Raw genomic sequence first — 21,150 nt, 5'->3', positions numbered from 1 at the left:
CCCGAGACCGGAAGCAGCGATCGGGGCATGACCGGCAGTTGTGCCCTCAGGTCGCGGTGAAGGCGAACGACACAGGCATCGGGCGGACATTCGCCCGGTGCCGAACTGCATTGTTGCCGAGAAGCCAGACATAGGAGAGACCATGGCGCTATCGGGCCCTGATCGGAACACGACCGGGCAGGGGGCGGGCCGCGGCAGCGGACTGTTCCGCACCAAATCGGTCGAACAATCCATCCGTGACACCGATGAACCCGATGCCAAACTCCGCAAGGACCTGACCGCCTGGGACCTCACCATCTTCGGCGTGGCCGTGGTGGTGGGCGCGGGTATCTTCACCCTCACCGCGCGCACCGCGGGCAACCTCGCCGGACCCTCTGTCTCGCTGGCCTTCGTGCTCGCCGCCGTCGCCTGTGGCCTGGCCGCGCTCTGTTACGCCGAGTTCGCCTCCACCGTGCCGGTGGCGGGTAGCGCCTACACCTTCTCCTACGCCACCTTCGGCGAACTCGCCGCCTGGATCATCGGCTGGGACCTCATCCTGGAATTCGCGCTGGCCGCCGCGGTGGTCGCCAAGGGCTGGTCGCAATACCTCGGCGTGGTGCTGGGCGGCCACACCCCCGTGGTCGATCTCGGGCCGGTCACCTTCGACTGGGGCGCGGTACTGCTCATCGCCATCCTGGGCATTCTGCTGGCGCGCGGCACCAAGCTGTCCTCGCGAGTGTCGGCGGTGGCCGTCGCCATCAAACTTGCCGTCATCGCGCTGGTGATCGTGGTGGGCGCGACCTACTTCGACAAGGCCAACCTCACCCCCTACATTCCGCCGTCGCAGGACGGTGAGGCCGCCAACGAGGGCCTGCGCCAGTCGCTGTTCTCCTTCGTCACCGGCGCGGGCCACAGCACCTTCGGTTGGTACGGCCTGCTCGCCGCCGCCTCCATCGTGTTCTTCGCCTTCATCGGCTTCGACGTGGTCGCCACCGCCGCCGAGGAGACCAAGGACCCGCAGCGCAATGTCCCGCGCGGCATCCTGGGCTCGCTGGTCATCGTGACCGTGCTGTACGTGGGCGTCTCGCTGGTGCTCACCGGCATGGTGCCCTACACCGAACTGGAGGGGAACTCCACGCTGGCCACCGCCTTCGCGGTGCACGGCGTCGACTGGGCCAAGAACCTCATCTCCATCGGCGCGCTGGCCGGTCTGACCACGGTCGTCATGGTCATGTACCTGGGGCAGACCCGCGTGCTGTTCGCCATGGCGCGCGACGGGCTGCTGCCGCGTCAGCTGGCGCACACCGGAACGCAGGGCACGCCGGTGCGGCTGACCGCCATCGTCGGCGTGGTGTGCGCGGTGCTGGCCGGCTTCGTCGACTTCGGCACGCTCGAGGAAATGGTGAACATCGGCACGCTGTTCGCGTTCGTACTGGTGTCGCTGGGTGTGATCGTGCTGCGCCGCAGTCGACCGGACCTGCCGCGCGGCTTCAAGGTGCCGCTGGTGCCGCTGCTGCCGATCCTGTCGGTGCTGGCCTGCGCCTGGCTCATGTTCAACCTGTCGGTGGAGACCTGGCTGCGGTTCGTGGTCTGGATGGCGATCGGGTTCGTCGTGTACTTCCTCTACGGTCGTCGCCACTCCCTGCTTGGGAAGACTGCTACCGAGAAGTAGCTAACTTTCGGTTCCGGCTCCGAGGTCGCGGTGGTGGTGTGTCGTCATGACGCCACCACCGCGAGTGATGTTCAATGGCTCTGATAATCGAGATAAGCGTCACATGCCACACCAGCATCACCTCAGCATCCGAGAGGAACCGATTGTGAGCATGCTTCTCGCCGCCGTACACGACACGTATACGACGGTCATCGCGCAGGTCGGCAACCCGACGCCGGAAACGCCGCCGGTCGCCGACAAACTCATGAAGCTGGTCCGCTATTTCAACTGGTTCGTGCTGCTGTCGGGCGTCACCGCCATCACCTACGGCGGTGGCCGATTCGCCTGGGAGAAGTGGAGCGGTGGCGGACTCGAATCTCCGAAGATGGTGGCCGGGGCCATGATCGGCGGCGCCACCGCCACCAGTGCGGGCACCATCATGAACTCGGTCATCGGGACCTAGCGCCCGGGCGAGTACAACCCCTCAGGGCGGGCGGGTCGACATCGACCCGCCCGCCTCGTGTTATTCGGGTGCACCGCCATTACCTCGGCCGAGGCTGGTGGCGTGTGCTGGTGGTATGTGGGCTGGTGCGTCGGCCGTGGGACCGCAGACCATCTACTGCCCCAGCATGCCCCGCATCTGGTCGATCTCGGTCCGCTGGGCCGCGATGATCGCTTGGGCCAGCTGCTTGGCGTCGGCATTGACGCCCTGGGCGAGCTCGGTCTCCGCCATGGCGATCGCGCCTTGGTGGTGCTCGATCATCATGGTCATCCACTTCTCGTCGAACGCCGCGCCGCTGGCCAGCTCCAGGGCCGTCATCTGCTCCGGCGACATCATGCCCTGCATACCGCCGTGTCCCGCGTGTCCGCCGTCCTCGCTGGGGGCGGACTTGCCGAAGCTCACCAGCAGGGTGGAGATCTGCCGCATCTCCGGTGCCTGCGCCTGCTCCACGGCCTGCGCGAGTGCGATGAGCTCCTGATTCTGCGTGCGGCCCGGCACCAGCTTCGCCATCTCCACGGCTTGGGCGTGGTGCGGGTACATCATCTGGAGGAACTCCACATCGGCGGCATTGAAATCGCTGCGCGTGGCGGCCGCGGCCGAGGTGGTGGCACCGCCGTCCACCGCCTGGACCGTCGCGGCGTCGTTCCCGCCGCACCCGGCGGCGACGAGGGCGACCGACGAGAGGCCGGTGAGGATGGCGAGCTTCACCCGGGTCGATTCGAACATGTCTGTACTCCTTGGTAATTGGCGTGTGAATGTGATGAAGGCAGGCGTGATCGCGCCGCCGCGCCCGTGCGACGCGGAGACGGCGCTGCCCATCAGATTCGGAGAATCGCCAATTCGGCCAGAGTGAGGACCGTCCACGGCGGCGGACGGGAGCGTTTTGCACGCCACCAGCGCGGGCGTGGACCGGCGAGTCCGGGGCGTGTCCAGCCCACCCAGTACAGGGCCGCCAGCGCCAGCGCCAGCGCGAGCGCCGTCAGTACGAAGACGCAGCCGTGCGATCCGGTATTGTTCGGCGTGCAGTCACCATCCGAGCAGGTCGGTGCATGCGCGGAAGGGTCGGCGCTGTGGACGGTGAGTCGCGGGGCTTCCGGCCCGGTTGCCCCGTGGTGGCCGCTGCCGCTGGGTGCGAAGGCTCCCGAGTGCATGATGACTACCCCGGCCAGCAGGACGAACAGGGCCAGCGCGCGGGCGTACCCGGCGGTGCGCGGCGTTTGCTGTTCGTCCACGCGGCCAGTGTAGCGGCGCGATCTCGGATCTACCGCATACCCCCTGTTGGTATTTTGGGTGGGCGATTCGAGGCCGCGTAGCCGTGCCGATTCCGGCCGGGGCGGAGGCCGGTGGCCGGAACGCGCGGTGCGCTCCGACTCGGGTTCGTCGGCCATAGGCGGTAGCGTGGCGCGCGTGTCACAGCGCGAACTGGTCATTCTCGGAACCGCGAGCCAGGTGCCGACCAAGCAGCGCAACCACAACGGCTACCTGCTGAGGTGGGACGGCGAGGGGTTGCTGTTCGATCCGGGGGAGGGGACGCAGCGGCAGATGATCTACGCGGGGCTGTCGGCGACCGACATCACCCGTATCGGCATCACACACTTCCACGGGGATCACAGCTTGGGGCTGGCGGGGGTGGTGCAGCGCATCAGCCTGGACCGGGTGCCGCACGCCGTCGATGTGTACTACCCGGCCTCCGGCGAACGGTTCTATCAACGACTGTGCGATTCCACCGCCTACCGCCACCATGCCGAACTCCGCCCGCGTCCCATTGCCGCCGCGGGCGAATTACCCGCCCCCGACGCCGGTTTCACACTGCGCACGGAACCGCTGTCGCATCCGGTCGAAGCCTTCGGCTACCGCATCGACGAGCCCGACGGGCGGCGCATCGTCCCCGATCTGCTGCGCGAATACGGCCTGGCCGGACCCATCGTCGGCGAGTTGCAGCATGCCGGGAGCATCGAGATCGACGGCCGCACAATCGGTCTCGACCAGGTGAGCGAACCGCGTCCGGGCCAGAGCTTCGCCTTCGTCATGGACACCCGCCTGTGCGACGGCGTGTACGCCCTCGCCGAAGGGGCGGACATGCTGGTCATCGAGGCCACCTTCCTCGACGCGGAGATCGACCTCGCCGAGGAGTACGGCCACCTCACCGCCGGTCAAGCGGGCAAGGTGGCCGCCGCCGCGGGCGTGCGCACCCTGGTGCTCACCCACTTCTCCCAGCGCTACGGCGCCCTCGACGACCACCTCGACCAGGCGCGCGCCCACTTCGACGGCGAGATCGTGGTGGCGGAAGATCTGGCGCGGATTCCGGTGCCGCCGAGACGATAACGCGCTCGCGACCGGGGCCTCGCCGGTCAGGTTTCCATCCAGCCCCGTGCCCGCGCTCATCTGGGGACGCGTGGTCGAAACTTCGCCGTGTCGGCGGTAAGGCGTGCGGCATGATGAATCGCATGGACGCACACGACGAGCTGATCGAGCTGGCGGACCGCTTCTGGGATGCGTTCCTGGAATCCGCACCGAGTGAGGCAACCCTGTTGGGGGACAGGCGCTTCGACGATCGCATCGAGGATCTCTCCGCGGCGGCCGATGCCCGGCTGCTCGGCACCTGGCAGGCCCTGCTGGGTGAGGTGGACGCCCTGGATCCGGGACGGCTGTCCGATACCGACCGCATCACCCGCAGCCTGCTGCGCACCGAACTCACCTCCGCCATCGACCAGCTGGGTTGGCGGCCCGCGGAGATGGCCTCCGATCAGATGACGGGCGTGCACGCGGCCATGCTCACCATGGCTCCGCAGCTCAACGCGCCGCGACCGGAGAACGCGGCGGGGCTGCTCGAGCGCTACCGGCAGTTCGGTGATCTGATGGCGCAGGCGGTGCAGCGCTTCCGCGACGGTGTGGCCGCCGGACGCACCCCCGCCCGCATCACCATCGAACGCTCGCTCAATCAGCTCGACGGCTACTTGGCCTCCGATCTCGCCGCCGACCCCTTCGTCACCTTCCCGGGCCCGCCCGACTGGGACGGCGAATCCGCGTGGCGCGCAGAGCTCGCCGAGGTGGCACGCGATGTCATCCGCCCCGCGTTCGCCGCCTACCGCGCGGCGCTCGCCACCGAGCTGCTGCCGGTGGCGCGCCCCGACGACCGCCCCGGCCTGTCCTGGCTCGGCGACGACGGAGCCGATATCTACGCCCGCCTGCTGCGCCACCACACCACCCTGCCCGACCTGGGCGCGGACGAGATCCACGAACTCGGCCTGGCCGAATTGGCCACGCTGCGCACCGAATACGGCGAGGTCGGCGCGCGGCTGTTCGGCACCGACGACCTCGGCGAGATCTTCACCAGGCTGCGGGAGGATCCGGAGCTGCGCTACCGCGACGGCGACGAGATCATGGCCGACGCCCGGCGCTGCCTGGCCGCGGCCGGTGCGGTGATGGGGGACTGGTTCGGCAGGCTGCCCCGGCAGTCCTGCGATATCCTCCCCGTCCCCGAATTCCTGGCCGCGGATGCGCCCGCCGCGTACTACTTCCCGCCCGCCGCCGACGGCTCCCGCAATGGCGCGTACTACGTCAACCAGTACGACGCCAAGGGGCGCAACCGCTACGAGACCGCCTCGGTCGCCTATCACGAGGCCATTCCTGGCCACCATCTCCAGCTCACCATCGCCAATGAGCTCGAGGGGCTGCCGCGCTTCCAGCGCCAGTCCTTCTCCAATACCGCCTTCGTGGAGGGCTGGGCGCTCTACACCGAACGCCTGGCCGACGAGATGGGGCTCTATCCGGACGATCTCGGCCGGATCGGCATGCTGGCCGGTGACTCCTGGCGGTCCTGCCGCCTGGTGGTCGACACCGGACTGCACGCCAAGGGCTGGACGCGGCAGCAGGCCATCGACTTCATGGTGGCGAACGCGCCGGTGGGGGTGGAGGAGATCCGTATCGAGGTGGACCGCTATATCGCCATGCCGGGGCAGGCGGTCGCGTACAAGGTCGGACAGCTGGAGATCATGCGCCAGCGCGAGCAGGTGCGGCAGCGGCTCGGGGCCGCGTTCGACATCAAGGCGTTCCACGATGTGGTGCTCGGTTCGGGCTCGGTGAGCCTGCCGGTGCTGCGGGAGTTGGCCGCGACGCTGTAGCCGGAAAACCCGGTGAGGGAATAGCGGCCCCTCGAATATGTTCGACCCAGTTGATAAGTCGAGCTAATGAGAAGAGGATGCCGATGACAGCCACCGAGGTGCGTCCCGACATCGGCTTCCGGTCCGAACGGGGGCCGCTGCTCGCCTCCCTCATGCTGGCGACCTCGCTGGTGGCGCTGGATTCCACCATCATCGCCACCGCCGTGCTCACCATCACCGATCAACTCGGCGGGTTCGCGCAGTTCCCGTGGCTGTTCTCCATCTACCTGCTGGCGCAGGCGGTGACCGTGCCGATCTACGGCAAGCTCGCGGATATGCTCGGCCGCAAACCGGTCATGCTGTTCGGCATCGCGGTCTTCGCGCTCGGGTCGCTGCTGTGCGGGTTGGCCACCAGCATGGTGGCGCTCATCGCCTTCCGGGCCGTGCAGGGCATCGGCGCGGGCGCGGTGGCGCCCATGTCCATGACCATCGCCGGGGATGTGTACACCGTCGCCGAACGCGCCAAGGTGCAGGGCTATCTGGCCAGTGTGTGGGCCGCCTCGTCGGTGCTCGGGCCGGTACTGGGCGGTGTCTTCGCCGAGTACGTGAGCTGGCGCTGGATCTTCCTGATCAATCTGCCGCTCGCCGCACTGGCGGCGTGGATGCTGGCACGCCACTTCACCGAGAGGGCGACCCGGCAGACGCATCGCATCGACTATCTGGGCGCGGCCCTGCTCACGGTGGGTGCGGGCGCGCTCATACTCGCCCTGCTCGAGGGCGGGCACGCCTGGGCCTGGAGTGCGCCGACGAGTCTGGCGCTCTTCGGCGGCGGGGCGCTGGCGCTCGTGCTGTTCGGCCTGGTCGAGCGTCGGGCCGCCAATCCGATTCTGCCGCTATGGGTTTTCACCCGGCGCGTGGTGGTGGCGAGCAGTACGGTGTCGCTGCTGATCGGCGCGGTGATACTCGGATTGACCTCGTATGTGCCGACTTTCGCACAGGGTGTGCTCGGTACGGGCGCACTGGCGGCGGGGCTCACCGTCGGTGCGCTCACCATGGGCTGGCCGCTGGCGGCCTCGCAGGCCGGAAAGGTGTACCTGCGCATCGGCTTCCGGCGCACCGCCCTCATCGGCAGCACGCTCGGCTCGGTCGGGGCGGCGACCCTGCTGCTCGTCGACGCCGATTCCGGTCTGCTCCGGGTGGCGGTCGGGTGCTTCATCGTCGGCACCGGCATGGGCCTGGTGGCGACGCCGACCCTGATCGCCGCGCAGTCCGCCGTCGACTGGACCGAGCGCGGGGTGGTGACCGCGACCAATATGTTCGCCCGTTCGCTCGGGAGTGCCGTCGGCGTGGCGGTGTTCGGCGCGCTGGTGAACTCCCGGGTCGGCGGCAGCGATCATCCCGCGCCGGAGGCGCTGTCCCCGGCCATCCACCTGGTATTCCTCGCCGTCGCCGGGATGGCGGTGGTCATGGTCGCCGCCTCGGCCATGATGCCGAGAGTGCGCGAAGCCTCAGCAACCCAGTGATTCGCAGTTTCACTGCGGTAGTTGCGAGTGGTTTGCGAGGTATTGCCGGGTGGCGCAGGCGATCTCGTAACGAGATAGCACAATGAACCGGCCGAATGGGACAGCGTGGCAATGATCTAGCACACTGTAGGTGTGGTTGAGGTCGAGGACGTGTTGAGCCGGTTGCGGCGGTATCCGGATGTGGAGGCGGAGAACCTCTACGCGGTGGACGCCGCCGATCGGTTGATGCTGGATGTGGCGGCGGAATCCCTCGCGGCAGCGGGGGACGGGCGGGTCGCCGTGATCGACGACGGCTATGGTGCGCTCACCCTCGGGGCCATCGCCGCGCACGACCTACGTGGCGTGCGGGTGCATCAGGATCTGCTCACCGGGGAGCAGGCTCTGGCCCACAATGCCCGCGTGGTCGGACTCGCCGACCGCTACGCGGCCCACGAACTCGGTCGCCGCCTGCTCGCGGATGTGCGGGTGGTATTGCTGCGCCTGCCGCGCGCCCTGTCCGGGCTGGCCGAGATCGCCGATGCCATCGCCCGCTACGCCGATCCGGAGGTGGAGGTGTTCGCGGGCGGCCGCGACAAGTACCTCACGCCCGCCATGAACGACGTGCTGGGCGAGTACTTCGGCTCGGTGCGGGCCAGCCGTGGGCGGCAGAAGTCCCGGATCCTCACCGCCACCGAACCCAAACCCGTTGGTGAGCCGCCGTTCCCGGTGTGCAATAGGCTCGACGACCGCGATCTCGAGGTGGTCGCGCACGGGGCGGCGTTCTCCGGCCCGCGCCTCGATATCGGGACTCGATACCTGCTGGAGTTCCTGAAGCGCATGAAGCCCGATGCCCGCGAGGCCATCGACCTCGGTTGCGGCACCGGCATTCTCGCGGTGGCGCTGGCCAAAGCCCGTCCGGGACTGCGGGTCACGGCCACCGACCAGTCCGCCGCGGCGGTCGCCTCCAGTCGCGCCACCGCAGCGCTCAACGCGGTCGCCGACCGGGTCACCGTGCTGCGTGACGACGCCATGTCCAACGCGCCCGACAACAGCGCCGATCTGGTGCTCTGCAATCCGCCCTTCCACGTGGGTGCGGCCGTGCACACCGGCTCGGCCATCAAGATGTTCCAGCAGACCGGGCGGGTGCTGCGGCCGGGCGGTGAGCTGTGGACGGTCTACAACTCGCATCTCAACTATCGCGGGGTGATGGAGCGCATGGTCGGCAAGACCGAGGTGATCGGGCGTAACCGGAAGTTCACCGTCACGCGGTCGGTGCGCGGCCTGCACGACAGCGGCCGGTAAATCGACCGAACAGTCCCCGGAGCACAATGGGACGCATGGCCCGAATCGATCTTCGAATCTTCACCGAACCGCAGCAGGGCGCGTCCTACGACACCCTCCTCACCGTGGCCAAGGCCACCGAGGACCTGGGCTACGACGCCTTCTTCCGCTCCGACCACTACCTGAAGATGGGCGACGCCGACGGGTTGCCCGGCCCCACCGACGCCTGGACCACCCTCGCCGGACTGGCCCGCGAGACCTCCCGCATCCGGCTCGGCACCCTCATGACCTCGGCCACCTTCCGCCACCCGGGCGTGCTCGCCATCCAGGTCGCCCAGGTGGACGCCATGTCCGGCGGCCGCGTCGAATTCGGTTTCGGCGCAGGCTGGTTCGCCGAGGAGCACACCGCCTACGGCATCCCGTTCCCGGCCGACAAGTTCCCGCGCTTCGAGGAACAGTTGGCCGTGCTCACCGGCCTGTGGGGCACCCCGGCGGGGGAGACCTTCAGCTTCACCGGCGAGCATTACACGCTGGTCGACTCGCCTGCCCTGCCCAAGCCGGTTCAGCCCAAGATCCCCGTCATCATCGGCGGCCACGGCGCCAAGCGCACCCCGCGCCTCACCGCCCGCTACGCCGACGAATTCAACATGCCCTTCTCCTCGATCGCCGACACCGCCGCCCAATTCGAGCGGGTGCGCGCCGCCGCCAAGGACGCCGGACGCGACCCGGACGAGCTGGTCTACTCGAACGCCCTCATCGCCTGCGTAGGCCGCGACGACGCCGAGGTGTCCCGCCGCGCCGCCGCCATCGGCCGCGAGGTGGACGAGTTGAAGGCCAACGGCCTGGCGGGCAGCCCCGACGAGGTGGTCGACAAACTCGGCCGCTACGCCGACGAAGCGGGCACCAGCCGGGTATACCTCCAGATCCTGGATCTGGAGGACCTGGACCATCTGGAACTGATCGCGGACAAGGTCACGAGCCAGCTGTAGTCGGCTCTCTCACGGTTGGTTGGTGGCGTGCGGCTGCGCTGACGGTAGACGCGACCGCCAACGGGCAGCCCCGCTGCACGCGGCGTGACACCATCACGCCCGCCGGTGCCTGCGATCGTTTGCTGACGCGCGCGGCAATCGCTGCCGGGATTCGGTGGGGTCTGGACCGTCGGGAGCGGATCGCGGATATGGTCATGAGCCATGTCGGTCGTTGCGGGCTCTTCCGTGAGTCGGTCAACAGACCGACCACGCGGTAAAGTCCGATTTGTCTGAAACGCGGTGGGTGTCGGGAACTGACAGCCGCCGTCGGACGTTGGAGACTGTAGAACGAGGCCACGAGTGTCGTGAGCCACGACTCCAGAAAGGGACGCGCCTTGCGCACCACAAGCAATCCGGTCTTCCGGAACCTGACGCCGCAACAGCAGCAGGGCGGCGGCTACGCCGGATTTGGTTCGGCGGCCGCTGGAGCCGGACAGTTCGCACAGCAGCAGCCGTACGGGTACGGCCAGCCTCCGGGTGGCTACCCGCCGCAGGGCTACCAGCAGATGCCGGTGCCGACCACTCGGCCCATGACCATCGACGACGTGGTCACCAAGACCGGTATCACGCTGGGTGTGGTCACCCTCGGCGCGATCCTGTCGTACGGCCTCACCTCGTACAACCACAACCTCGCGCCGCTGTTCGTGATCGTCGGCGGCCTGGTGGGTCTGGGCCTGGTGCTGGTCGCCAGCTTCGGGCGCAAGCAGGACAACCCGGCCATCGTGCTGAGCTACGCGGCGTTCGAGGGTCTGTTCCTCGGTGCGCTGTCGTACATGTTCACCGGCGTCGAATTCGGCGGCGTGGGCGGTGCGGGCATGATCGCGCAGGCCGTGCTCGGCACCTTCGGCGTGTTCTTCGGCATGCTGGTCGTGTACAAGACCGGGGCCATCCGGGTCACCCCGCGCTTCACCCGCATGATCGTCGGCGCCATGATCGGCATCCTGGTGCTGGTGCTGGGTAACTTCATCGCCGCGTTCTTCACCCCCGGCGGCTTCGGCCTGCGGGACGGCGGCCCCATCGCCATCATCTTCAGCCTGGTGGTCATCGCCATCGCCGCGTTCAGCTTCCTGCTGGACTTCGACGCCGCCGACCAGCTCATCCGCGCCAACGCCCCGGCGAAGGCGGCCTGGGGTGTCGCTCTCGGCCTGACCGTCACCCTGGTGTGGCTGTACATCGAGATCCTGCGTCTGCTGTCGTACTTCCAGAACGACTAGCGGAGACACGAGAACAGGGCGGGCACCGGAAATCCGGTGCCCGCCCTGTCGTTTGTCCGGACTCTCCCCGCACGGGCGGGAGCACGCGGATCTCCTCGCCGAGCTAGGCGTTCGCCAGTCCGTCCGGGTGTGCGGCGGTCGCCCGCGCGCCGTGTACGCCCGCGCGGCGGCCGGAGAAGACGCAGTCCGCGATCGACAGGCCGCTGACATAGCCGTTCGAGCAGACTCCGACGGCGGTGCGGCCCGCCGCGAACAGGCCCGGGATGGGTTCGCCGGTCTCGGTGAGCACGGCACCGGTGGTCTCGTCCACACGGACGCCGCCGAGGGTGAGCATGGGCGTCGGGTAGGTGAGCGCGGAGCGGACCGAGATGTCCAGGAGCGTGAACGGGCCGCGCTGGAGCGGGCGGCGGATATCGGCGGGCTTGCCCATCGGATCGGGACGGTCGGCGGCGATGGCGGCATTGTGCGCGTCCACGGTGCGCCGCAGCCCGGCCGGGTCGATACCGGCACGGGCGGCGATCTCCTCGAGTGAGCCCCCGGTGATGCGGCCGAACCGCAGCAGCCGTTCGGACTGCATACGCTGGAACCACACCGACTGCGTGGCGAGCTGCCCGCGGGCCTCGGCGAGCAGGTCGGCGTCGAGCACCAGCCACGCCCGCTGACCGGGCCGGGTGACGATGGCGCCGCCGAGCGCCGCGCCATAGCGGGACTCGTCGATCATGCGCTCACCATGGACGTCCACCGCGAGCGCGCTGAAGAAGGCGCTGGACGGCGCGATGAACCGCCAGGTCGAGATGGTGCCCATCTTGTCGGTGGCGGCACCGAGTTCCTGCGCCATGCGGATACCGCTGCCGTCGTCGCCCGCCGTGCCCAGCGGGAGGCCCGAGGCCCACGGATACTCGGGTGCGTGCCGCCGCACCATCTCGCCGTCGGCGATGAAACCACCGGTGGTCATGATGACGGCGGAATCGGCGCGCAGCCGCGTCACGGTGCCGTAGCGCTGTTCGATGCGGTCGAGACGGCGCTGCACCATGCGTCGCAAACCCGGGTGGTACACACCGGGTTTCGCCGAGATCCGCGCCAGCGCCGCGAACTGTCGCCGCACCGCGCCGGGTGCGTGCGCGAGCGTTACGGCCTCGACACCGACGACCCGCCCGTCTTCGACGACGAGTCGCGTTGCCCGGGTGGCGGTCCGGACCCGCACACCGTGCGCCGCGGCGGAGGCGGCCAGCGGCGCGAACACCTTCTTGCCTGAGACGCCCGGCCCGTGGGCGCGATGCCCGCGCTGCGCCGGGGTCGCCAATTCCCGGAAACCACCGGCGATTTCGCTACCCGAGTAGTACAGGTAATGGTTGTCGGTCGGATACGAGGTCTTGTACGGGCACAGCGATGCCTCGAAGGGCACACCGTGCTCGGTCAGCCAGTCGATCATCGCCGGTGACTCCTCGCAGAACCGGCGCAGCGTCGCCTCGCCCACCGCGTCGCCGACCTCGGCACGCAGGTACGCGTACATGGCATCGACATCATCCGCGACCCCGGCCGCCCGCTGCACCCACGTCCCACCCCCGGCGTAGATGATGCCCCCGGACAGCGCGGTCGCACCCCCACCCCCGAACCGATCGATCGCCACCACCCCCGCCCCGGCCTCCCGCGCCGCGAGCGCCGCCGCGACCCCCGCCCCGCCGTACCCGACGACCAGCACATCCGCCGCCTCGTCCCAGGTCCGCACCATTGCTGTCACCCTCCCACGCCGGTCCCCCGGCCGCTCGGAACACGTGGGGCAGACTATAACGCGTTCTAGTTTGGGGTGCGCTTCGGGCGCGAGAGCCGAGACTACGGCGGATACTCGTCCTCTCCCTGGAACAGCGGAAGGCCCGCCCGACGGTCGGTCGGGCGGGCCTTCCGGCGTTCGATCGGGTACGGCTCAGCTGAGGCGTTCGATGATCATCGCCATGCCCTGGCCGCCGCCCACGCACATGGTCTCCAGGCCGAACTGCTTGTCCTGGGTCTGGAGGTTGTTGATCAGGGTGGCGGTGATGCGGGCGCCGGTCATGCCGAAGGGGTGGCCGAGGGCGATGGCGCCGCCGGAGATGTTCAGCTTGTCCAGGTCCATGTTCAGTTCGCGGGCCGAACCGAGCACCTGCACCGCGAACGCCTCGTTGATCTCGTACAGGTCCAGATCGTCGATGGTCATGTTGGCGGTCTTCAGGGTCTTGCGCACCGCCTCGATCGGGCCGAGGCCCATGATCTCCGGCGACAGGCCCGAGACGCCGGTCGCCACGATGCGGGCCAGCGGGGTCAGGCCGAGCTCGCGGGCTTTGGTGTCGCTCATGACCACCAGCGCCGCCGCACCGTCGTTGAGCGGACAGGCGTTACCGGCGGTAATGGTGCCGTCGGGGCGGAAGACCGGCTTCAGCTGCGAGATCTTCTCGTAGGTGGTGCCGGGGCGGGGACCGTCGTCGGTCGAGACCACGGTGCCGTCGGGCAGCGTCACCGGAGTGATCTCACGCTCGAAGAAGCCGGACTTGATGGCCTCCTCGGCACGGTTCTGCGACCGCACACCCCAGTGGTCCTGCTCCTCGCGGGAGATGCCGGTGAACTGGGCGACGTTCTCGGCGGTTTGACCCATGGCGATGTAGACGTCGGGCAGGATGTCGTTCTCACGCGGATCGGTCCACACCTCGGCCCCGCCCTCGGCACGCTTGGCGGTGCGCGCCTCGGCGTCGGCGAACAGCGGGTTGTGGGTGTCGGGCCAGCCGTCGGCGGTGCCCTTCGGGAAGCGCGACACCGTCTCCACACCGGCGGAGATGAACACATCGCCCTCACCGGCCTTGATGGCGTGGAAGGCCATCCGGGTGGTCTGCAGCGAGGAGGAGCAGTAGCGGTTGAGGGTGACGCCGGGCAGGGTGTCGTAACCCAGCTGCACGGCGACCGAGCGGGCCATATTGAAGCCGCCCTCACCGGCGGGCTGACCGCAGCCCAGGATCAGATCGTCGATATCGGTCGGCGCGAGGGCGGGCACCTTGTCCAGGGCCGCGCGCACCATCTGCGCCGTGAGGTCGTCGGGGCGCATGCTCACCAGCGAACCCTTGCCTGCGCGGCCGATAGGCGAACGGGCGAACGAAACGATGACGGCCTCTGGCATGAGGACTCCTTACTCGCAGGGGTGGAACCGCATTCGAATCTACGACGGCCGTGTGAGCGGGGAAACATCCGGTATGCCGGTATCCCGTTCAGTGACGGTGGGATTTCTCACTGCTCGGCGGGCTCGGCGGGCGGCGGGGGCGGTGCGGGAACGACGAAACTGCCGTGCTGCGGCACATTCGGCATATCCGTGTAGATCGTCACGTCGACCCGTCCCGGCCCGGTGTCCTGGAACTGCGCGTACTGGATGCTGCCGTAGATCCCGGCCACCACGGTGACGCGGTACTCGCCCGCCGCGCCCGTGTTCACATTCCGCCAGGCGACCGTGGTGACCGTCTCGCACAGCGGTGCGGCCGAATACGTGCCCGGCCCCAGACCGCCGATGGGCAGCGCCTGCACATTGATGATCGCCCGGCCCGGATACTCCGGCGCGGTCTCCGCCCAGCTGCGGATCGCGCCCCCGCAGTATCCGTTCCGCATCAGGCTCGGCACCTGCGGGAATTCGACGGCCGCAGCGGCTGCGGGCGTGGCCGCGAACACCGTTGCGGCACAGGCGAGACTTCCGAACACCGCGGCACTGCGAACGCTCGTCGGCGACGTCATAGCTGCCCAGGGTAGTGTGGCGCGCCCCGCCATCGGCCGATGTGCGCGCAGGCCCCGATCTCCTTTCTGCAACGATGGAGGGCATGCGCATTGCTGACCATGTCGTCGATCTGATCGGAAACACCCCGCTGGTCCGGCTGAACTCCGTGGTGGGTCCGAACTCGGGACTGGTGGCCGCGAAGGTCGAGTACCTCAATCCCGGCGGCAGTTCCAAGGACCGCATCGCCGTCAAGATGATCGACGCCGCCGAGCAGGCCGGGCTGCTACGGCCGGGCGGCACGATCGTCGAACCCACCTCCGGTAATACCGGCGTGGGTCTGGCGCTGGTCGCGCAGCAGCGCGGCTACAAGTGCGTGTTCGTCTGCCCGGACAAGGTGAGCGAGGACAAGCGCAACGTCCTGCGTGCCTACGGCGCCGAGGTCGTGGTGTGCCCGACCGCCGTCGCGCCCGAGGACCCGCAGAGCTACTACAACGTCTCCGACCGCCTGGTGCGCGAGATCCCGGGCGCGTGGAAGCCGGACCAGTACTCGAATCCGGGCGGCCCGGACTCGCACTACGAGACCACCGGCCCGGAGATCTGGCGCGACACCGAGGGCAAGGTCACCCACTTCGTGGCGGGCGTCGGCACCGGCGGCACCATCACCGGCACCGGCCGGTACCTCAAGGAGGTCTCCGGCGGCAAGGTGCAGATCATCGGCGCGGATCCGGAGGGTTCGGTGTACTCCGGCGGCACCGGCCGCCCCTACCTGGTCGAGGGGGTGGGCGAGGACTTCTGGCCCAGCGCCTACGACCCGGCCGTCCCGGACGAGATCATCGCCGTCTCCGACGCCGACTCCTTCGATATGACCCGTCGCCTGGCCCGCGAGGAGGGGCTGCTGGTCGGCGGCTCCTGCGGTATGGCCGTGGTGGCGGCGCTGCGGGTCGCCGAGCGCGATCCGGACGCGGTGGTCGTGGTGCTGCTGCCCGACGGCGGCCGCGGCTACCTGTCCAAGATCTTCAACGACGACTGGATGAGCTCGTACGGCTTCCTGCGCTCGCGGCTGGACGGTTCCGCCGCCACCGAACCGCTCGTCGGCGACGTGCTGCGCGGTAAGTCCGGTGCGCTGCCCGATCTGGTGCACACCCACCCGCAGGAGACGTTGCGCGACGCCATCGAGATCCTGCGCGAATACGGTGTCTCGCAGATGCCGGTGGTCGGCGCGGAACCGCCCGTCATGGCGGGGGAGGTTGCGGGCAGTGTGTCCGAACGCGATCTGCTGTCCGCGGTGTTCGAGGGTCGTGCCCACCTCACCGATTCGGTCAAACAGCATATGAGCCCCGCGTTCCCGCTGATCGGTTCGGGTGAACCGGTGTCCGCCGCCACCAAGGCGCTGGAGGAGACCGACGCCCTCATGGTGGTCGAGGACGGCAAGCCGGTCGGCGTGATCACCCGCCACGATCTGCTCGGCTTCCTGAGCACGGGAGCCCTCGGGCACTGAGCCCGCGGCACGTTCGCCGAAGCCCGTCCGACCGGGAGGTCGGGCGGGCTTCTTCGTGTCGCAAAGGAATAGCTGTGCGGCGAAACGAATCTCGTCGCCACAATGCCCGCGCACAATGAAGCGATCGAGCTAAATGATCGAAACCCCGAGGTGGAGGTCACATTTCAGGATATCGGCCGGGGCTGTGACGGGGGTGCGACTCGAATCACCGTGGCGTGTCACAGGCGATAACTACTGTGTTACTGCTTGTTCATACTCGGCGAGAACGATCAGCACGCATGAGCCGGTGGCAGGTGGTTTCGTGGGCGGCCCTTCTGGGCATGGTGCTCGGTCTCGCCGAGCTGCTGGAACGCGTCCGGTTCCCCGCGCCGCAGATGATCGTCGCGATCGTCATCGGAGCCGGGTTGGCGTTGCTGGGTCGGCTGCCCGCGCCGCTGCCGCGGGAGGTGTCACTCGGGGTGCAGGCCATGCTGGGTGTGCTCATGGGCAGCTATCTCGAAGTCTCACTGCTGGTTTCGATCGGATGGGATCTACTGCCGGTGTTGGCGGTGACCGCCGCGACGGTGCTGGTGAGCATCCTCATCGCGCTGGTGTTCGCGCGAGTTGCCAAGGTGGAGTTGCCGACCGCGACGCTGGGCCTGCTGGCGGGCGGGTCGGCGGCGGTGGTGTCGGTGGCCGACGAGCTGGAGGCCGACCCGCGCCGGGTGGCGTTCATGCAGTATCTGCGGGTCGCCCTGGTTGCGTTGACCGCGCCCGCGCTGGCGGCGTTCCTGGACGACGGCGAGCGCGGCAGCTACGGGGCGGCGGTGCTGGGCGGCGCGGTCACCGATCCCGATCTGCCGTCCTGGATGATCGTCGGCCGCGGCGATCAGGTCGCCGGACTGTCCATCGCGATCATGTTGTGCCTCATCGGTCTTCGGCTCGGACGTTGGCTGCGGCTGCCGAGCCCGGCGCTCATCGGCCCTATGCTCGTCACCGCCGTGCTCACCGCGCTCGGCATCAGCCACGGCTACGCGCCCACCAACCTGTTGAAGGAACTGCTGTTCGTCCTCATCGGCTTCGAGGTCGGCACCCGCTTCACCCGCGCCGTGGTAGTCGAGATGGCGCGCATGATTCCCGGCATGACGGCCGCCATCGTGGCGCTGTCCGGACTGGTCGCGGCGTTGGCGTTCGGATTGGCGTGGGTGGTCGACCTGGAGCTGTCCGACCTCTACCTGGCCACCACCCCGGGCGGCATCAACGCCGTCCTGGCCACCGGAGAGGGGATGGACGCGAATATGCCCCTCATCACCAGCGTGCAGAGCGTACGCCTGCTGCTCATGGTGCTGCTGCTCCCGCTGATCATGCGCGTGCTGCGCCGCCGCGCCGATCCGGAACCCGAGCGGGCGGTGGTGCTGCCCGAGCCGGTCCGGATGGCCGCGTGAACGCGGACCGTGGCCCACGCCCGGCTGTCGCGCGCGACCCAGCGATTCCGCGCTGCTTGCGGCCCGCTTGCCGGTGAGACCGTGCCGGGCACCGGTGTGGCGTGCTCGCGCACACGGTGAGTTACCGCGTGCTCGCGGGGCGAACCGCGGCTGCCGACCCCTGCCATCGGCGCGGTATCGGCGCGGTGCGGCCCGGCCCGCCTGCGGCTCGGCGGAGGCGACTACGACCGGCTCGGAATCGAGACGTTGCCCCCGCGCGACCGTGGCCCGGCGTCGTCCGAACCGTTAGCCAAACGATCGCGACACGCCGAGAATCCGGCGATTCGGGCTCATGTCCAGCGCGATGCGATAACTTTCTAAGTGAGCTGCATCACTTTCAGTTTGGAACAGGATGACCAGGTCAGGGCTGGAATTCGAGCAGGTGAGCGAGACTTACACTCGCGTGGTTCACCTGTAGTTCAACTGTGGTTCAGGCAGTGTTCATGTAGCGCAATCAGGCTGTGACCTTGTCAGAAACAGACCACAAGTCTGATCGACGCGAGGAGTTCCAACGCCTATGCGGAAAACGAATATGACGCCGGCGCCGGGAGGCGCCACGGCCGCAGCGGCCGCCCGCGTCCCGCACTGAACGCCTCGCGCACGCTGCACAGGAATTGATTCCTCTTCGCCCGCAACGGGTTTGAACGCAGCTCCCACAACAGACCGATAGCGCGTCCGACGAGCGCCGCCCCGGCGCTCGCCTGGTGTGGCGCGCTGTCTTCCAGGCCAAGCGACGGCCGAGACCGAATAGGAATCCAACTTCGCCATGCCCACCAACACCCTGACCGCTCTGCGCTGCCCGCATAAACGTAGCAAGGTGGTTGCCGCCGCCCGCACCGCGAGTGCCGCCGTGCTCGCCGTGGGCGTCTTCGGCGCCATCGCCACCGCAGGCGGCAACGCCAGCTCCTCCGAGATCCAGAAGGTCTCGCTCGCCGAGACCCTCGCGGCCACCGCGGAGCCCGCCGCTCCGGCCGAAAAGGCCGCCGAAGCGCCCGCTCCCGCGCCGATGCCCGCCCCTGAACTTCCGGCCCCGGCTCCCGAGCCCGCGCCGGCCCCCGCCCCGGTGTACGAGAACAATCTCGACGGCTGGATCCGCGAAGCGCTGGACATCATGCGCGCGCACGGCATCCCGGGCAGCTACGAGGGCATCTACCGCAACATCATCCGGGAGTCGAGCGGCAATCCGCAGGCCATCAACCTGTACGACTCCAATGCGGCCATGGGCATCCCGTCCAAGGGCCTGCTGCAGGTGATCGACCCCACCTTCGCCGCCTACCACGTCCCCGGCACCCCGTACGACGTGTGGGATCCGGTCGCGAACATCGTGGCGGCCTGCAACTACGCCGCCGCCCGCTACGGATCGATGGACAACGTCTTCGGCGCGTACTGACAACTCGCCGTCGCGGCCTCCGAACACCCTAATTGGCAACTTTTTCGCAAACTGCCATTTAGGGTGTTCGTTCAGGGGTATAACCCCCCTTGGAGCGAAGTTCTGGCAACCCGGCTGGAACAGATAGCGAAGGGATGGGGTTTGATGAACTCCTCGAGTCTGGCTATCGATATCCAGGGTGGGCTTTCCGACGCCTGGAGTTCCGTCGCCACGTTCGTGCCCAAACTCGCCGGCTTCCTGGTCATCCTGGTCGTCGGCTGGCTGGTGGCCAAGGTGGTCGCCAAACTGGTGTCACGAATACTGCACCGGATCGGTTTCGACCGGATGGTGGAGCGCGGCGGCATCAATCGGATGCTCGAGAACAGCAACTACGACGCGGTCGACATCCTCGCCAAACTGGCGTACTACGCGATCCTGCTGATCACGCTGCAACTCGGCTTCGGCGCCTTCGGGCCGAACCCGGTCAGCGATATGCTCAACGGCATCGTGGCCTGGCTGCCGCGGGCCTTCGTCGCCATCGTCATCGTGTGCATCGCCGGCGCGATCGCGAGCGCGGTCAAGGATCTGGTCTCCAATATGCTCAGCGGGCTCGAGTACGGGCGCATGCTGGGCCGGGTCGCGGCCGTCTTCATCTGGGGCATCGGCATCATCGCCGCCCTGAACCAGATCGGGGTCGGCACCTCGGTGACCATGCCGATTCTCATTACCGTGCTCGCCACCATCGGCGGCGTGCTGGTGGTCGGCTTCGGCGGTGGTCTGGTGCGGCCCATGCAGCAGCGCTGGGATCGCTGGCTGAACACCATCGAGGGCGAGATGCCCGAACTCAAGGGGCACGCCCAGGCGTACCAGCGCGGCCGGGAGGACGCCGCCCGGCAGCGGGAGGCCGCGCGCCAGCGGTCCACGTCCGGTCAGCAGATGCCGCCCGGTAAGTGGGCCGACCAGCCGGTCGGTGCGTCGGGCTACGGTGCGCAGCCGGGATACGGTGGGGCGCAACCGAGTTCGGGTGGATCCGAACAGCGCGGCTACGGCGGGCAGTCCGGCCAGGGCGGCGGGCAGTCCGGGTACGGCGGTGAGCGGATGGATTACAGCGGCGGACAGTACGGCGGCGGTGATGCGTCCGGCTGGCACCGCCAGGATCCGCCGATGGGCGGCCGGGGGCGCTACTCCGGCCCGGCCGGTGGCGATACCGGCTGGGACGATCCTTCCGTCGACCGCTGACGACACTGCCCGAACAGGCTCTGCCAGTCGGCTGGCAAGGTCGGCGCGCACAGCTCGATATACATCGGCCGCGCACCTTTCGTGCGCGGCCGATGTGCTGTGCGGAAGGAATCGAACGATCCGGACGAGGGTGCGGGCAGCGGCAGCCCACCGGGTGGGTGTGGGAAGGGGCGATCGATTCGGCCGTGCGGGGCGTTCGCCGGTGTGGGAAAGGCGGTAGCGGCGGGTTCAGGCGCTGTGGGCCAGCTGGCAGACGGCCGCCAGTCGCAGGTGCAGCCAGTCGGCCGCGATCCAGTCGTGCGGCGCGGCGGGGGCTCCGCCCAGTTCGCGGAAGTTGTCCAGCAGACCGCGCGCATAGCCCGCCAGCAGGACGCTCACCGGCACGTTGCCGGAATTCTCCACACCCAGGTCGATGATGTCGCGGACGGCGGCGGCGTGCTGGTCGACCAGCGCCGAGACCGCCGGGTAGGCGGAAGCTGCCAGGGTCGCCGGAGCTCCGTGCGTCCGGTGCAGGCTTTTCAGAGTCTTGCGCGCCGACACTTCGAGCAACGCGGAGCCGAGCAAAAACACCCGCTCATGCTAGCAATCGGCGGG

Annotated in this window: 18 protein-coding genes; 12 read left to right on the top strand and 6 right to left on the bottom strand. The window is 68.6% G+C overall.

Features of this window, described 5'->3' with window-relative positions; genetic code table 11:
• The first annotated feature begins 142 nt into the window (after positions 1-142).
• On the top strand, positions 143-1,651 hold the full coding sequence (locus ON31_RS24315) for an APC family permease (RefSeq protein ID WP_029931315.1): 1,509 nt from the start codon (positions 143-145) through the stop codon (positions 1,649-1,651).
• Between the two features lie 151 nt (positions 1,652-1,802).
• Positions 1,803-2,093 (top strand): hypothetical protein, encoded by a 291-nt coding sequence (locus ON31_RS24310; RefSeq protein WP_029931316.1) that lies wholly within the window; start codon positions 1,803-1,805, stop codon positions 2,091-2,093.
• Positions 2,094-2,246: 153 nt separating this feature from the next.
• On the opposite strand, the gene ON31_RS24305 is transcribed toward ON31_RS24310, so the two are convergent.
• Both ON31_RS24305 and ON31_RS24300 read right to left on the bottom strand, forming a co-directional pair.
• The gene (locus ON31_RS24305) at positions 2,247-2,858 is read right to left on the bottom strand and encodes a DUF305 domain-containing protein (protein WP_051037689.1); all 612 of its coding nucleotides are present in this window, start codon (positions 2,856-2,858) and stop codon (positions 2,247-2,249) included.
• Positions 2,859-2,950: 92 nt separating this feature from the next.
• Positions 2,951-3,364: a DUF6153 family protein gene (locus ON31_RS24300; protein ID WP_051037688.1), complete on the bottom strand. Its 414-nt coding sequence runs from the start codon at positions 3,362-3,364 to the stop codon at positions 2,951-2,953.
• A gap of 175 nt (positions 3,365-3,539) precedes the next feature.
• Here ON31_RS24300 and ON31_RS24295 point away from each other — a divergent pair, with 175 nt between their 5' ends.
• The 6 genes from ON31_RS24295 to ON31_RS24270 all read left to right on the top strand — a co-directional run bounded on the left by ON31_RS24295 (position 3,540) and on the right by ON31_RS24270 (position 11,260).
• Positions 3,540-4,457 (top strand): ribonuclease Z, encoded by a 918-nt coding sequence (locus tag ON31_RS24295; RefSeq protein WP_039817200.1) that lies wholly within the window; start codon positions 3,540-3,542, stop codon positions 4,455-4,457.
• A gap of 122 nt (positions 4,458-4,579) precedes the next feature.
• Positions 4,580-6,256 (top strand): DUF885 domain-containing protein, encoded by a 1,677-nt coding sequence (locus tag ON31_RS24290; RefSeq protein ID WP_255222238.1) that lies wholly within the window; start codon positions 4,580-4,582, stop codon positions 6,254-6,256.
• An 83-nt stretch (positions 6,257-6,339) separates the two neighbouring features.
• Complete coding sequence (locus tag ON31_RS24285) at positions 6,340-7,758, top strand: MDR family MFS transporter (protein ID WP_029931321.1); 1,419 nt, start codon at positions 6,340-6,342, stop codon at positions 7,756-7,758.
• Positions 7,759-7,890: 132 nt separating this feature from the next.
• Positions 7,891-9,039 (top strand): class I SAM-dependent methyltransferase, encoded by a 1,149-nt coding sequence (locus ON31_RS24280; RefSeq protein WP_039817055.1) that lies wholly within the window; start codon positions 7,891-7,893, stop codon positions 9,037-9,039.
• Between the two features lie 44 nt (positions 9,040-9,083).
• Positions 9,084-10,007, top strand: coding sequence for an LLM class F420-dependent oxidoreductase (locus ON31_RS24275; protein WP_039817199.1), 924 nt, complete (start codon positions 9,084-9,086; stop codon positions 10,005-10,007).
• A 374-nt stretch (positions 10,008-10,381) separates the two neighbouring features.
• Positions 10,382-11,260, top strand: coding sequence for a Bax inhibitor-1/YccA family protein (locus ON31_RS24270; protein WP_039817054.1), 879 nt, complete (start codon positions 10,382-10,384; stop codon positions 11,258-11,260).
• 103 nt (positions 11,261-11,363) lie between these two features.
• Here ON31_RS24270 and ON31_RS24265 read toward each other — a convergent pair whose 3' ends face one another.
• The 3 genes from ON31_RS24265 to ON31_RS24255 form a co-directional block, all read right to left on the bottom strand.
• Positions 11,364-12,992: an FAD-binding protein gene (locus ON31_RS24265; protein ID WP_039817053.1), complete on the bottom strand. Its 1,629-nt coding sequence runs from the start codon at positions 12,990-12,992 to the stop codon at positions 11,364-11,366.
• Between the two features lie 192 nt (positions 12,993-13,184).
• A complete protein-coding gene (locus tag ON31_RS24260) occupies positions 13,185-14,405 on the bottom strand; it encodes an acetyl-CoA C-acetyltransferase (protein WP_039817052.1) in 1,221 nt (406 codons plus the stop codon).
• A 107-nt stretch (positions 14,406-14,512) separates the two neighbouring features.
• Entirely contained in the window at positions 14,513-15,007 is a 495-nt protein-coding gene (locus ON31_RS24255) for a hypothetical protein (RefSeq protein WP_039817051.1), read from the bottom strand.
• 83 nt (positions 15,008-15,090) lie between these two features.
• Here ON31_RS24255 and ON31_RS24250 point away from each other — a divergent pair, with 83 nt between their 5' ends.
• From ON31_RS24250 to ON31_RS24235, 4 genes are all read left to right on the top strand, one after another.
• Positions 15,091-16,485 (top strand): cystathionine beta-synthase, encoded by a 1,395-nt coding sequence (locus tag ON31_RS24250; protein WP_039817198.1) that lies wholly within the window; start codon positions 15,091-15,093, stop codon positions 16,483-16,485.
• Between the two features lie 278 nt (positions 16,486-16,763).
• Positions 16,764-17,909, top strand: coding sequence for an AbrB family transcriptional regulator (locus ON31_RS24245; protein ID WP_081592694.1), 1,146 nt, complete (start codon positions 16,764-16,766; stop codon positions 17,907-17,909).
• Positions 17,910-18,714: 805 nt separating this feature from the next.
• Positions 18,715-19,338 (top strand): transglycosylase SLT domain-containing protein, encoded by a 624-nt coding sequence (locus ON31_RS24240; protein ID WP_039817050.1) that lies wholly within the window; start codon positions 18,715-18,717, stop codon positions 19,336-19,338.
• 144 nt (positions 19,339-19,482) lie between these two features.
• The gene (locus tag ON31_RS24235) at positions 19,483-20,556 is read left to right on the top strand and encodes a mechanosensitive ion channel family protein (protein ID WP_081592693.1); all 1,074 of its coding nucleotides are present in this window, start codon (positions 19,483-19,485) and stop codon (positions 20,554-20,556) included.
• A gap of 228 nt (positions 20,557-20,784) precedes the next feature.
• Here the strand turns inward: ON31_RS24235 and ON31_RS24230 are convergent, their stop codons facing one another.
• The gene (locus tag ON31_RS24230) at positions 20,785-21,126 is read right to left on the bottom strand and encodes a DUF6401 family natural product biosynthesis protein (protein WP_029931332.1); all 342 of its coding nucleotides are present in this window, start codon (positions 21,124-21,126) and stop codon (positions 20,785-20,787) included.
• Positions 21,127-21,150: the final 24 nt, after the last annotated feature.

Origin of the sequence: Nocardia otitidiscaviarum NBRC 14405 (assembly GCF_000308635.1) — a bacterium.
Lineage (GTDB): Bacteria > Actinomycetota > Actinomycetes > Mycobacteriales > Mycobacteriaceae > Nocardia > Nocardia otitidiscaviarum.
The sequence above is the reverse complement of the archived record's forward strand: the minus strand, read 5'-3'. Positions and strand labels throughout refer to the sequence as shown.